This window comes from Vibrio sp. Vb0349 (assembly GCF_033338975.1).
The window spans coordinates 1-13,159 of record NZ_JAWOTS010000050.1 but is presented as its reverse complement, the minus strand read 5'-3'; the positions used below and the strand labels follow the sequence as shown (position 1 = coordinate 13,159).

Genomic DNA, 13,159 nt, shown 5'->3' with positions numbered 1-13,159 from the left:
TATGCCAATCAGTACGCCACAAGAAATTATTGATGATATTCGCGCAGGCAAAATGGTCATCCTAATGGATGATGAAGACCGCGAGAATGAAGGTGACTTGATCATGGCTGCCGAGCATATTACGCCGGAAGCCATCAACTTTATGGCAACCTATGGCCGTGGCCTGATTTGTTTAACCATGACCAAAGATCGTTGCGAAAGTCTAGGTCTGCCACCAATGGTGCAAGACAATAATGCGCAATACACCACCAACTTTACTGTTTCGATTGAGGCAGCAGAAGGGGTAACGACTGGTATTTCAGCCGCAGATCGCGCACGTACCGTTCAAGCAGCAGTCGCGCCAAACGCTAAAGCTGCGGATTTGGTGCAGCCTGGTCACATCTTCCCTCTCGCAGCTCAAGACGGCGGTGTACTGACTCGCGCAGGTCACACTGAAGCTGGCTGTGATTTGGCTCGTCTTGCTGGTTTAGAGCCAGCATCGGTGATTGTTGAGATCTTAAATGACGACGGCACCATGGCTCGTCGCCCAGATCTAGAGATCTTTGCAGAGAAGCACGGTATTAAATTGGGCACTATTGCCGACCTAATTGAGTACCGCAATAACACTGAGACAACGATTGAACGTGTGGCAGAGTGCAAGCTACCGACAGAGTTTGGCGAGTTCACGTTAGTCACTTACAAAGACACCATTGATAACCAAGTGCACTACGCAATGTGCAAGGGCGATTTGAAAGAAAAAGCGCCACTGGTTCGCGTTCATCTTCAAGACGTTTTTACCGACTTACTACGTAGCGATCGTAATGCAGAGCGCAGCTGGACACTAGATAAGGCAATGAAACGCATTGGTGAAGAAGGCGGTGTGCTGGTTGTTCTTGGCCATGAAGAATCGACCGATCTACTTATTCATCGCGTGAAGATGTTCGAAGCGCAAGACAAAGGTGAAGCCCCAACGCTTGCTAAAAAACAAGGCACGTCTCGCCGTGTTGGCGTTGGTTCACAGATTCTTGCGGATCTCGGTGTACATGATATGCGTCTTCTGTCATCGACCAACAAAAAGTACCACGCGTTAGGTGGTTTTGGTCTGAACGTTGTTGAGTACGTCTGCGAGTAACAACCGAACAATAAGTTCCTAGTCTTTGACGTGCTTAACTCGTCAATGGCTAGGAACCGGTGATTTGCCTCCAATTTCCATTAGATATTGCTCACAAATTTGTGCTAGAATCCGGCGATTCTCACTTGATGAACATATTTCACTTATAAATAGAGTTAAAGGAAAGCTTATGAAAGTGATCGAGGGTGGCTTCCCAGCGCCAAATGCAAAAATTGCTATCGTTATTTCTCGTTTCAACAGTTTTATTAACGAAAGCCTACTTTCTGGTGCGATCGATACACTAAAGCGTCACGGACAAGTAAGCGAAGACAACATCACGGTTGTGCGTTGTCCAGGTGCCGTAGAACTACCTCTAGTAGCTCAGCGTGTTGCTAAAACTGGCAAATTCGACGCTATTGTTTCTCTAGGGTCTGTTATTCGCGGTGGAACGCCTCACTTTGACTATGTTTGTAGTGAAATGAACAAAGGTCTAGCACAAGTGTCTATGGAATTCAGCATTCCGGTAGCATTTGGTGTTTTGACTGTTGATACGATCGATCAAGCGATTGAACGCGCAGGAACCAAGGCTGGTAATAAAGGTGCAGAGGCTGCACTAAGCGCACTTGAAATGATTAATGTACTATCTGAAATTGATTCCTAATGGGGGCCAGTGTGAAACCAGCCGCACGTCGTAACGCACGTCAATTCGCTCTACAGGCGATCTACTCATGGCAAATTACTAAAGAGAATGTTGCCAAGATTGAAGAACAGTTTTTGTCTGGCGACAAATACGATGAAGAAGAACTTCATGCATCTGAGCCAGCGCTTGCTGCTCCAGAGACAGACGTAGCTTACTTCCGTGAACTATTAAGCGGTGTTGTACTTAGCCACGCTGAGCTAGATAGCAAAATTCGTCCATACATCTCTCGTCCTATGCAGGATTTAGATATGATGGAACTTGCTCTTCTTCGCCTTGCTATGTACGAGATGACTCGTCGCGAAGATGTTCCTTACAAAGTTGTTATCAATGAAGCGATTGAACTTGCAAAAGTTTTCGCAGCAGAAGATAGCCACAAGTTTGTGAATGGTGTACTTGATAAAGCAGCACCTCACATTCGTAAGAAATAACGATTTCTTCAATGAAAAGGTCAGCACATGCTGACCTTTTTTGTATCAAAAGCTTTTACATCAAAAAGTAAGTGAATTATGTCTGGTGAATTTAATCTGATAGACAAGTACTTCGTCGGTCGTCAGAGCCAACGTAAAGATGTCCATCTAGCCGCTGGTGATGATTGTGCTTTGGTCAAAGCGCCAGCTAATGTTCAGATTGCGATTAGCACGGATACATTGGTAGCTGGAACGCATTTCTTAGCCGACGCGAACCCAGCATGGGTCGCACACAAAGCATTGGCTTCTAACATCAGTGATTTGGCGGCGATGGGCGCAACGCCTGCGTGGGTGAGCTTTGCATTAACGATGCCTGAGCCAGATGAAGAATGGCTTGCTCCTTTCTGTGATGCATTTTTCGAACTGGCTGATTACTATGGTATTCAGTTAATAGGCGGTGATACCACCAAAGGGCCATTGTGTCTGACACTCACGGTGCAAGGTTTTGTACCTGAAGACAAAGCGCTCACGCGATCCGGAGCCAAGCCTGGGGATTGGGTATATGTAACGGGAAATCTTGGCGATGCAAAAGCTGGCTTGGATGTGATTCTAGATGACTCTCTGCGCAGCAGAGCCGGCGCGGAAGCACTAGAGCGAGCTCATTACCTTAGTTCTCCGCGTGTGCTTGCTGGACAAGCTCTTGTTGGCTTAGCCTCGTCGGCGATAGATATTTCAGATGGTTTAATCTCTGATATTAAGCACATTTTACAGCGATCTCAGGTTGGGGTGAGTATTGATGTCTCTCAGCTACCGATCTCTTCAGAATTAGTCCAGTTTTTAGATGATAAGATCAGCGCGCAGCAGTATGCTTTAGCAAGTGGCGAAGAATACGAGTTGTGTTTTACCGTGCCGGAGCAAAATCGAGGCTCGTTACAAAGCGCTTTATCTCATACTGGCTGTAAGGTCACATGTATTGGTCAAATCCGACCAAATGGAACCTTCGAGCTGCATGATAACAATCAACCACTTGATTGGGACTTAAGTGGCTTCGACCACTTTAAATGATCTGAGCTAAGCTCTAGCCAAGAGCCTGTTACTATTGAGCAACTCACAGGCATGACGATTGAAACCAAACTAGCAGTATAGGTTTAAGGATATGACCAACCCTCTTTCTCTGATTTCATTAAAGAACCCGTGGCATCTATTGGCGACGGGTTTTGGCAGTGGATTATCCCCGTTTATCCCTGGAACAATGGGCACACTGGCGGCCGTGCCTTTCTTTTTGTTGTTGGCACAATTACCATTTACGGCGTATGTCATTGTTGTTCTGATTTCGTGTGTGATCGGCATTCAAATATGCCAAGTGACGTCTGCAGACATGAAGGTGCATGATCATGGTTCAATCGTATGGGATGAGTTTGCAGGCTTTTGGATTACGATGAGCATTGTACCTGCACTGAATATTCCACTCACTGAATGGAAGTGGTTGATCACTGGCTTCATCTTATTTCGTTTTTTCGATATGGTAAAACCTTGGCCAATTGGGTGGCTAGATAAGCGAGTTCACGGTGGGCTGGGTATTATGGTTGATGATATCGTGGCGGGAGTTATGGCTGGTGTTGCCCTGTTTCTAGTCGCAAAATATGCGGGCTGGATGAACTAAACACTGAACGTAAAAAAGGGATGCTATGAACATCCCTTTTTACATTCTATTTTGCTAAATAATCCAAGATGGATTTTTCAATTCCTTTTGCATCGAGACCAAGCTCTTCATGCAGTTCATCTTGTGTTCCCTGATGAATAAACTCATCTGGTAAACCTAGGTTCAACACAGGTTTAATGATTTTATCTTTCATCATGAACTCAACGACACCAGCGCCAGCACCACCCGCGATAACATTTTCTTCTAACGTCACGAGCACGTCATGATCTGCGGCTAGTTGACGAATCAATGCCTCATCGAGCGGCTTCACAAAGCGCATATCAGCAACAGTGGCGTTAAGGTATTCTGCCGCTTCTAGCGCGTTGCCCAAGAAAGTACCAAAGTTCAGAATAGCAACTTTTTCACCTTGGCGAACCATGCGCCCTTTACCGATTTCTAACGCCGTAAACTCAGTTTCGATTTCTACGCCCATGCCGCTACCACGAGGGTATCGAACCGCACTCGGGCCAGAATGCTTATGGCCAGTGTAAAGCATTTGTCGGCACTCGTTTTCGTCGCTTGGCGCCATGATCACCATGTTCGGAATACAGCGCATAAAGCTCAAATCGAACGCACCTTGGTGAGTTTGACCATCTGCGCCAACGAGACCTGCGCGGTCGATCGCAAACATCACTGGTAAGTCCATGATCGCGATGTCGTGGATCAATTGGTCATAACCACGTTGCAAGAAAGTCGAATAGATAGCAACGATTGGATGATCGCCCGCAATTGCCATGCCTGTTGCCAGTGTCACTGCGTGCTGCTCAGCAATCGCCACATCAAAGTATTGGTCTGGGTACTCTTTTGAGAAACGCACCATACCTGATCCTTCGCGCATTGCTGGCGTAATTGCCATTAGCTTAGGATCTTGGGCCGCCATGTCACATAAAAAGTCACCGAAGATCTTTGAGTAAGTTGGCTTACCGCCACTGCTCTTCGGTAAGCTATTGTTTGCCGGTGCGAACTTCGGCACTGCATGGTAGCCGATAGGATCTTTCTCGGCAGGCTCATAACCTTTGCCTTTCTTGGTCATGATGTGTAGGAACTGAGGACCTTTGAGCTCACGCATATTTTTCAGCGTTTTGACGAGTTCATTGACGTCGTGTCCATCAATCGGGCCAATGTAATTAAAGCCGAACTCTTCGAACAGAGTACCAGGCACTACCATGCCTTTTAGGTGCTCTTCCGTACGGCGAACCAACTCTTTAATAGGTGGGACACCAGACAGCACTTTCTTGCCGCCTTCACGGATAGAAGTGTACAAGCTGCCAGAAAGTACTTTCGCAAGGTGGTTATTCAGGGCGCCGACGTTTTCTGAAATCGACATTTCGTTGTCGTTCAAAATCACCAACATATCAGGATGAACGTCGCCAGCGTGGTTCATGGCTTCGAATGCCATGCCTGCTGTAATTGCGCCATCACCAATCACACTGACGATTTTGCGACCTTTACCTTCTTTTTGTGCGCTGATGGCCATGCCAAGACCTGCACTAATCGATGTCGAAGAGTGGCCGACAGATAAGGTGTCATATTCACTTTCTTCACGCCAAGGGAAAGGGTGTAGACCATCCTTTTGGCGAATTGTTGGCATTTTATCGCGACGTCCGGTGAGGATTTTATGCGGGTAAGCCTGATGACCAACATCCCAGATCAATTTGTCGATAGGGGTGTTGTAAACATAATGCAGAGCGACAGTTAGCTCCACGGTGCCTAAGCCAGACGCTAAGTGTCCGCTAGATTGGCTCACTGAATTTAGCAGATACGTTCGCAGTTCATCACACAGATTTGGTAATGTTTCTTTCGGAAGAAGACGTAATTCTTCCGGTGTATTTGCTAACGCCAGTGTTGGGTACTTTGAAATATCAAGAGTCATATAAATGCGCGCTTATAGTGTTAATTTTTGCGCTCGATGACATATCGGGCGAACTCTTCGAGTAACTGAGTATTGTATGGGATAGCTTCCAATGCTTGAAGTGCTTCCTGTAACAGAGTGTGAGCTTTCTCTATGGCTCCCTCTAAACCCAGCAGGGAAGGATAAGTGCTCTTATTCAGACCTTGGTCGGAACCTTGAGGCTTACCCAGTGTTTCTGTGTCACTGATGATATCAAGAATATCGTCTTGAACCTGAAACGCCAAACCAATTGCTTTTGAGTAGCGCTCCAAGTGAGGTAGAACCTCGATACCTTTCTCACCAGCAGCTAATGCACCTAATTTTACCGCACAATCAATCAGAGCTCCGGTTTTTTTACGGTGTATCTCTTCCATTTCTTCAAGAGAAACTTGGCGATTTTCCGCGCCTAAATCTAAGGCTTGCCCTACACACATGCCGCTGGCACCAGAGGAATGCGCTAAGGCTTTGATCATGTTGATGCGTTGAGCTTCAGCCGCCGGGCTTAATTGACCATCAGCAATAATAGTGAAGGCAAGAGTTTGTAGTGCGTCACCTGTCAGTATTGCGGTTGCTTCATCAAACTTAATATGACAAGTTGGTTGACCTCGACGCAGTTCATCATCGTCCATGGCTGGCAGATCATCATGAATGAGTGAGTAGGCATGTATACATTCGATAGCAGCGGCGGGGGTGTCTAAGTCTTCAGGTTTACAGCCGAGCATTTGACCTGTGATGTAAACAAGAAAAGGGCGAACGCGTTTTCCACCTAGCAAAAGGCCGTATTTCATTGCTTGAATCAATGGCTGCTCTTGATATGGAAGCTGATCGAGCCACAAATTCAATTGCTGATTGTTTCTTTGTTGAAAAGACGTCAATGTCTGTTGCATCACATTGCTCACTACTGATTGTTATTCTGAATCTGGTTTGAAGTCACTCAGTGGTGCTTCATCATCTTCACTAAGAAGAATGCTCACGCGCTGTTCGGCGTCGCTTAATTTAGTTTGGCCTGCACGAGCTAAGGCAATGCCTCGTTCAAACTTACGCAGGGCATCATCTAGAGCAAGATCGCCATTTTCTAATTGATCAACCAAGCTATCAAGCTCTTCAATGGTTGCTTCAAAGGTCATGTTTTCTGGTTTCTTGACCGCCATCTTTTTTCTGCCTTAATCAAGCCTCGGGTAAGATGCACGAAAGTTACCTTAGCCTAGTAACTTGGTCAAATTTAACCTTATATAATTGTCACAAAATTAGCGTTCAACGAGTCTAAGCGGTGAAACCCCATATTTTGGTTGAGGTTGTTAAGTGTAATTTGTGATCCATTAGCTAAGATTTTTCTAAAAATTCTGCGCGAGTTGTCGATACAGGTAATAATCCGCCCAATGGCAGTATTTGAGTATAGCGTGAGGAGTGCTTTGTGGATTTAGCAACCCTATTAGGTTTGATTGGTGGTTTTGCATTCGTCATTATGGCGATGGTGCTTGGTGGCAGCATCGGCATGTTTGTCGATGTCACGTCGATCCTTATTGTCGTTGGTGGCTCAATATTCGTCGTGTTGATGAAGTTCACAATGGGACAGTTTTTTGGTGCGACAAAGATTGCTGGCAAAGCCTTCATGTTTAAAGCGGATGAACCCGAAGACCTGATCGCAAAAATTGTGGAAATGGCCGATGCGGCGCGTAAAGGTGGTTTTCTTGCTCTTGAAGAGATGGAAATAAACAACACATTCATGCAGAAAGGCATTGATCTACTGGTTGATGGCCATGATGCCGACGTTGTGAGAGCGGCACTCAAAAAAGACATCGCGCTTACGGATGAACGACATACGCAAGGTACTGGCGTATTTCGCGCCTTTGGCGACGTTGCTCCTGCGATGGGAATGATTGGCACCTTGGTTGGTCTTGTTGCGATGCTTTCAAACATGGATGACCCTAAAGCGATTGGACCAGCAATGGCCGTTGCACTCTTGACCACATTGTATGGCGCGATCCTGTCCAATATGGTGTTTTTCCCTATTGCGGATAAGCTTTCTCTTCGCCGTGACCAAGAAACGCTAAATCGCCGTTTGATCATGGATGGCGTATTAGCGATTCAAGATGGCCAAAACCCGCGAGTGATCGATAGTTACTTGAAGAACTACCTCAATGAAGGTAAACGTGCCCTTGAGATTGACGAGTAACTTGGAGAGTCGTGATGGATGATGAAGATAACAAATGCGATTGTCCGCCACCCGGTCTCCCGTTATGGATGGGGACATTCGCGGACTTAATGTCGCTACTGATGTGTTTCTTTGTTCTTCTACTCTCGTTTTCTGAGATGGATGTACTGAAGTTCAAACAAATTGCAGGATCAATGAAATTTGCCTTCGGTGTGCAAAATCAGCTTGAAGTGAAAGACATTCCCAAAGGTACTAGCATTATTGCCCAAGAGTTTCGACCGGGTCGGCCGGAACCAACTCCGATTGATGTCATCATGCAGCAAACCATGGACATCACTCAGCAGACGCTCGAATTTCATGAAGGGGAGTCTGATCGAGCTGGTGGCACAAAACGTGATGAAGGCAAGTTAACGGGTGGGCAATCGCCAGAAACGTCAACTCAAAACAATGAATCTGCCGAAGCGGACATGCAGCAACAGCAATCTAAAGAGATGTCGCAAGAGATGGAAACCTTGATGGAAAGCATCAAGAAAGCCTTAGAGCGAGAGATTGAACAAGGCGCCATTGAAGTTGAAAACCTCGGTCAGCAGATTGTTATACGTATGCGTGAAAAAGGTGCATTCCCAGAAGGTTCGGCCTTCTTGCAGCCTAAGTTTCGCCCTTTAGTTCGTCAGATTGCAGAGCTAGTAAAAGATGTGCCAGGCATTGTTCGAGTATCTGGCCATACAGACAATCGACCGCTAGATTCGGAACTTTATCGTTCTAACTGGGATCTCTCTTCTCAGCGCGCAGTATCAGTCGCGCAAGAGATGGAGAAAGTGAGAGGCTTCTCTCATCAACGTTTAAGAGTACGAGGCATGGCGGATACGGAGCCCTTGTTACCGAATGATTCTGATGACAATCGCGCACTTAACCGACGGGTTGAAATCAGCATTATGCAAGGCGAGCCTCTCTACAGTGAAGAAGTGCCGGTAATTCAATAACTAGGCTTTAGTTTTAAGTCAGTAAAGAGACAAGAAAGCGAGCAGATTGCTCGCTTTTTTTGTTTTTCCAATCCGCTTGGGTGTATAATCTTGCGCCTTAAAAGTGAGCTCAGACTACTTTTTGTGACTGAAACGCGGTTTTACTGCGTATGAAGTATTGAAGTTGAGTGTCACTCTTTGTTGATTGCGAAACTAACCTGCGAATTAGACTATGAAATTTATTGTAAAGCCCCATCCAGAAATTTTTGTAAAAAGTGAATCTGTGCGTAAGCGCTTCACAAAGATTTTAGAGTGCAACATTCGTAACATCATTAAGAGCCGCACGGAGTCTGTCGCGGTATTTAACCGTCGTGATCACATTGAAGTGACCTCTGAGAGTAACGAATTCCACGCTGAAGTTCTTGAGGTTTTGACTCATACACCAGGCATTCACCACGTACTGGAAGTGAAGCAAACTGAATTTAAAGACTTGCACGATATCTTCGAGCAAGTGCTAGAACTCAACCGTGCTGCACTCGAAAATAAAACCTTTGTTGTACGTGCGAAGCGTCGTGGCAAGCATGACTTTACCTCCATTGAACTAGAGCGTTATGTAGGCGGTGGTTTAAATCAAGCGATTGAAAGCGCTAGTGTTAAGCTACGAAACCCAGACGTGACGATCAAGGTAGAAGTCTCGAACGACAAGCTAAACCAAGTATTGTCTCGTCATAAAGGCCTAGGTGGTTTCCCTCTGGGTACGCAAGAAGACGTGTTAAGCCTGATCTCGGGTGGTTTCGACTCTGGTGTTTCAAGCTATCTTCATATCAAGCGTGGTTCAAAAGTACATTACTGCTTCTTTAACTTAGGTGGTCCAGCACACGAAATCGGCGTTAAGCAGGTTTCTCACTACCTATGGAACAAATACGGTTCTTCAGCAAAAGTACGTTTTATCTCAGTTGATTTCGAACCTGTGGTTGCGGAAATCCTAGAGAAAGTCGATGACGGCCAAATGGGCGTGATCTTGAAGCGTATGTTTATGCGTGCAGCAGGCATGATCGCTCAGAAGATGAAGATCGAAGCATTGGTAACAGGTGAAGCGCTAGGTCAAGTATCGAGCCAAACGCTAACCAATCTACGCCATATCGACAACGTAACTGACACGCTGATTCTGCGTCCACTTATCAACTGGGATAAAGAAGACATCATCAATCTAGCACGTGAAATCGGCACAGAAGATTTCGCAAAGACAATGCCAGAATACTGTGGTGTTATCTCTAAGAAGCCAACCGTGAAAGCGGTGAAAGGCAAGCTAGAAGCTGAAGAAGAGAAATTCGACTTTAGTATCCTTGAGCAAGTGGTTCAAGAAGCTCGCATGATGGACATTCGTGATATCGCGAAAGAGTCTGAGCAAGCCGCACCAGAAGTAGAGCAAGTTCAAGCGGTAGAAGAGCACGCGGTTGTGCTAGATATTCGTAGTCCTGAAGAGGAAGACGATAACCCACTTGAAATCGAAGGTGTGGATGTGAAACATATCCCTTTCTACAAGCTGGGTACACAGTTTGGTGACTTAGACCAGTCTAAGACATACTTACTTTACTGTGACCGCGGTGTGATGAGCCGTCTGCAAGCGCTTTACTTGCAAGAGCAAGGCTTCAGCAACGTAAAAGTTTACCGTCCATAGCTGACTGATAAAATACGTTAAAAGGCGCAAATTGAGACATCAATTTGCGCCTTTTTTGTTTTTGATCGCGTTACAGACAACCATTACTTAGCATAATGTTGAGGCTTATCGCAAAGCCATACACTTTGTGTTGATATAACGATAATTAATCCGAAAGAAGAGTAATAAAGTGATATTGCTGCCAGATATGCGGATGAGATTTTTGATAGATAAAAAAACACCGCCTAATTTAGGCGGTGTAACAAATTTGACAGACAGGTCAAAAATAAATACAGGAAGTATATGTTTTGTCACAGGGAGTGTGGACAAAACATTATGGTAGAAATCTACCTAACTCGAAATACGAGTTTGCAAACACAACATCGCAACAACGAAGCCAATTGATTTCCAAAGAAATCAAGCCGTTCAGGCCCGTGTTGCGGGGTGAAATATAGAATTTATCTGGCTGTTCGACAACGGACATTTTATAATGTTTCAGATTAAAAAAACTAATCCTATTAGAGGTCCCATATGTCTCGCAGATTGCCTCCATTAAATTCGCTTCGAGTCTTCGAAGCGGCTGCTCGTCATCTCAGTTTTACACGAGCAGCAGAAGAGTTATTTGTTACTCAAGCCGCGGTCAGTCACCAGATTAAAGCGCTTGAAGAGTTCTTATCATTGAAGCTCTTCCGTCGACGTAATCGTTCTTTGTTGTTAACAGAAGAAGGCCAAAGTTACTTTCTCGATATCAAAGATATTTTCACCTCGATTGCGGAAGCGACAGATAAGGTGTTGGAACGTAGCGAAAAAGGGGCATTGACGATTAGCCTACCGCCGAGTTTTGCTATCCAATGGCTTGTACCTCGTTTGGCCGATTTTAATGCTCAAGAGCCCGATATCGATGTACGTATTAAAGCCGTAGATATGGATGAAGGCTCACTGACTGATGATGTTGATGTGGCGATCTACTATGGCCGTGGGAACTGGCCAGGTTTGCGAGCAGATAAATTGTACCAAGAGTTTTTGATCCCACTTTGTTCACCTTCATTACTTTTGGGTAACAAACCATTAGAATCTTTAAGTGACCTCAAATTACATACTTTGTTACACGATACTTCGCGTAAAGACTGGAAGCAGTTTGCTCGTCATTACAACATTGAAGGCATCAACGTAAACCACGGTCCTATTTTTAGTCACTCAACGATGGTGCTACAGGCTGCTGCGCACGGTCAGGGGGTCGCGCTCGGTAACAACGTACTCGCCAAACCTGAAATGGAAGCCGGACGACTCATTGCACCATTCGACGAGGTGTTGATATCTAAGAATGCATTCTATGTGGTGTGTCATGAACAGCAGGCAGATATGGGCCGAATCGCAACGTTTAGAGATTGGATGTTAGCAACCGCGAGAAAAGAACAAGAGGAAGTATTGGATGAATCACTGGATAGCTGAGGGGCCTGAAAACGGACCGCTGTTTATTTTTGCTCACGGCGCAGGTGCGGGGATGGAGCATGACTTCATGACAGCTGTCGCCAAAGGATTAGTGGAGCAAGGTATTCGTGTAGTGCGTTTTAATTTCCCTTACATGGTGAAACGTTCGGAAGATGGCAAAAAGCGTCCGCCCGATCGCGCGCCAAAGTTGCTCGAAGCATACAGCGAAGTGATCGCTCACTTTACTTCTTCTCCCGTGGTTATTGGTGGTAAGTCAATGGGCGGTCGTATGTCGAGCTTGTTGGCTGAAAATGAGCTGGTGGCGGGCATTGCCTGTTTAGGGTTTCCATTTCACCCGCCAGGAAAGCCAGAGAAATACAAAGGCGAGCACTTAGCAACCATTGAGAAACCTACGCTGATTCTGCAAGGGGAACGAGACACCTTTGGTAAGCGTGAGGAATTCGATGATTTCGTCCTTTCGTCACAAGTAACGGTGAGCTTTTTACCTGATGGTGACCACAGCTTCAAACCGCGCAAGATCTCAGGTCATACTGAAGTGGGTAACATTGCACTCGCGATAGAGCAGTTAGCGGCGTTTATAAAAGAGGTGTACAGTGAAAAGTAAGTGGTTACTCTCATTCTCTGGATTGTCTGGGCTGATTTCGGTCGCTCTTGGAGCATTTGCTGCTCATGGGCTAAAAGCGACACTGGCCCCTTATTTGCTCGGTGTATTTGAGACCGGAGTTCTGTATCAATTTATTCACACGTTGGCGATTGTGTTTTGTGCCATTCTGCTTCTGCTCAATTTGGGACAAAAAGCACAAAAATATTTTTTCATTGCGGCGATTTGCTTTATTATCGGCATCTTTTGTTTTAGCGGCAGTCTTTACGCGCTGGCGCTGACGGGCATTAAGTGGTTTGGGCCAATTACTCCTGTGGGAGGATTACTGTTCATGATTGGTTGGTGTCTGTTCTTTTTTGCTGCGTTCAATATCAAAGAGGTCTCCAAGTGAAACAACTAATGCTCTATTGCCGTTCTGGCTTTGAGAAAGAGTGTGCTGGTGAAATTCAGGACAAAGCGACACAGTTGGAAGTGTATGGCTTCCCTCGTGTGAAGAGAAACTCAGGTTATGTTGTCTTCGAGTGTTACCAAGATGGAGA

General features: G+C 45.6%; 14 protein-coding genes and 1 pseudogene. 12 read left to right on the top strand and 3 right to left on the bottom strand.

Features of this window, described 5'->3' with window-relative positions:
- Position 1: 1 nt before the first annotated feature.
- The 5 genes from ribBA (at position 2) to pgpA (ending at position 3,860) form a co-directional block, all read left to right on the top strand.
- Positions 2-1,111 carry a bifunctional 3,4-dihydroxy-2-butanone-4-phosphate synthase/GTP cyclohydrolase II gene (ribBA, locus tag R7Q47_RS22615; protein WP_005381573.1) on the top strand — a complete coding sequence of 370 codons (1,110 nt, stop codon included), beginning with the start codon at positions 2-4 and terminating at the stop codon, positions 1,109-1,111.
- A gap of 169 nt (positions 1,112-1,280) precedes the next feature.
- Positions 1,281-1,751 carry a 6,7-dimethyl-8-ribityllumazine synthase gene (gene ribE, locus R7Q47_RS22610; RefSeq protein ID WP_005381572.1) on the top strand — a complete coding sequence of 157 codons (471 nt, stop codon included), beginning with the start codon at positions 1,281-1,283 and terminating at the stop codon, positions 1,749-1,751.
- Positions 1,751-2,218 carry a transcription antitermination factor NusB gene (gene nusB / locus R7Q47_RS22605; protein WP_005381571.1) on the top strand — a complete coding sequence of 156 codons (468 nt, stop codon included), beginning with the start codon at positions 1,751-1,753 and terminating at the stop codon, positions 2,216-2,218. The genes ribE and nusB overlap by 1 nt, the downstream gene beginning before the upstream one ends.
- A gap of 78 nt (positions 2,219-2,296) precedes the next feature.
- A complete protein-coding gene (gene thiL, locus R7Q47_RS22600; protein ID WP_005381570.1) occupies positions 2,297-3,262 on the top strand; it encodes a thiamine-phosphate kinase in 966 nt (321 codons plus the stop codon).
- 91 nt (positions 3,263-3,353) lie between these two features.
- On the top strand, positions 3,354-3,860 hold the full coding sequence (pgpA, locus tag R7Q47_RS22595) for a phosphatidylglycerophosphatase A (protein WP_031780838.1): 507 nt from the start codon (positions 3,354-3,356) through the stop codon (positions 3,858-3,860).
- A gap of 46 nt (positions 3,861-3,906) precedes the next feature.
- Here the strand turns inward: pgpA and dxs are convergent, their stop codons facing one another.
- From dxs to xseB, 3 genes are read right to left on the bottom strand one after another with little or no spacing between them, the layout of a single operon-like run.
- Positions 3,907-5,772: a 1-deoxy-D-xylulose-5-phosphate synthase gene (gene dxs, locus R7Q47_RS22590; RefSeq protein ID WP_213872722.1), complete on the bottom strand. Its 1,866-nt coding sequence runs from the start codon at positions 5,770-5,772 to the stop codon at positions 3,907-3,909.
- A gap of 20 nt (positions 5,773-5,792) precedes the next feature.
- Positions 5,793-6,677, bottom strand: coding sequence for a (2E,6E)-farnesyl diphosphate synthase (gene ispA / locus R7Q47_RS22585; RefSeq protein ID WP_005383621.1), 885 nt, complete (start codon positions 6,675-6,677; stop codon positions 5,793-5,795).
- A gap of 21 nt (positions 6,678-6,698) precedes the next feature.
- Positions 6,699-6,941 carry an exodeoxyribonuclease VII small subunit gene (gene xseB / locus R7Q47_RS22580; protein WP_005381566.1) on the bottom strand — a complete coding sequence of 81 codons (243 nt, stop codon included), beginning with the start codon at positions 6,939-6,941 and terminating at the stop codon, positions 6,699-6,701.
- Between the two features lie 263 nt (positions 6,942-7,204).
- Here xseB and pomA point away from each other — a divergent pair, with 263 nt between their 5' ends.
- From pomA to R7Q47_RS22545, 7 genes and pseudogenes are all read left to right on the top strand, one after another.
- Positions 7,205-7,966, top strand: a complete 762-nt coding sequence (gene pomA / locus R7Q47_RS22575; protein ID WP_005381564.1) for a flagellar motor protein PomA — start codon at positions 7,205-7,207, stop codon at positions 7,964-7,966.
- 14 nt (positions 7,967-7,980) lie between these two features.
- Positions 7,981-8,928 carry a flagellar motor protein MotB gene (locus R7Q47_RS22570; protein WP_005383619.1) on the top strand — a complete coding sequence of 316 codons (948 nt, stop codon included), beginning with the start codon at positions 7,981-7,983 and terminating at the stop codon, positions 8,926-8,928.
- Between the two features lie 211 nt (positions 8,929-9,139).
- Positions 9,140-10,588 (top strand): tRNA uracil 4-sulfurtransferase ThiI, encoded by a 1,449-nt coding sequence (gene thiI, locus R7Q47_RS22565; RefSeq protein WP_005383617.1) that lies wholly within the window; start codon positions 9,140-9,142, stop codon positions 10,586-10,588.
- Between the two features lie 510 nt (positions 10,589-11,098).
- Positions 11,099-12,019: a transcriptional regulator GcvA gene (locus R7Q47_RS22560; protein WP_005383616.1), complete on the top strand. Its 921-nt coding sequence runs from the start codon at positions 11,099-11,101 to the stop codon at positions 12,017-12,019.
- Positions 12,000-12,623 (top strand): alpha/beta fold hydrolase, encoded by a 624-nt coding sequence (locus R7Q47_RS22555; protein ID WP_005383614.1) that lies wholly within the window; start codon positions 12,000-12,002, stop codon positions 12,621-12,623. Before R7Q47_RS22560 ends, R7Q47_RS22555 begins: the two co-directional genes overlap by 20 nt.
- Positions 12,613-13,011 carry a DUF423 domain-containing protein gene (locus tag R7Q47_RS22550; RefSeq protein ID WP_025768894.1) on the top strand — a complete coding sequence of 133 codons (399 nt, stop codon included), beginning with the start codon at positions 12,613-12,615 and terminating at the stop codon, positions 13,009-13,011. The genes R7Q47_RS22555 and R7Q47_RS22550 overlap by 11 nt, the downstream gene beginning before the upstream one ends.
- A pseudogene (locus R7Q47_RS22545) lies at positions 12,963-13,159 on the top strand (23S rRNA (cytidine(2498)-2'-O)-methyltransferase RlmM); the annotation flags it as partial. The gene R7Q47_RS22550 and the pseudogene R7Q47_RS22545, both read left to right, overlap by 49 nt.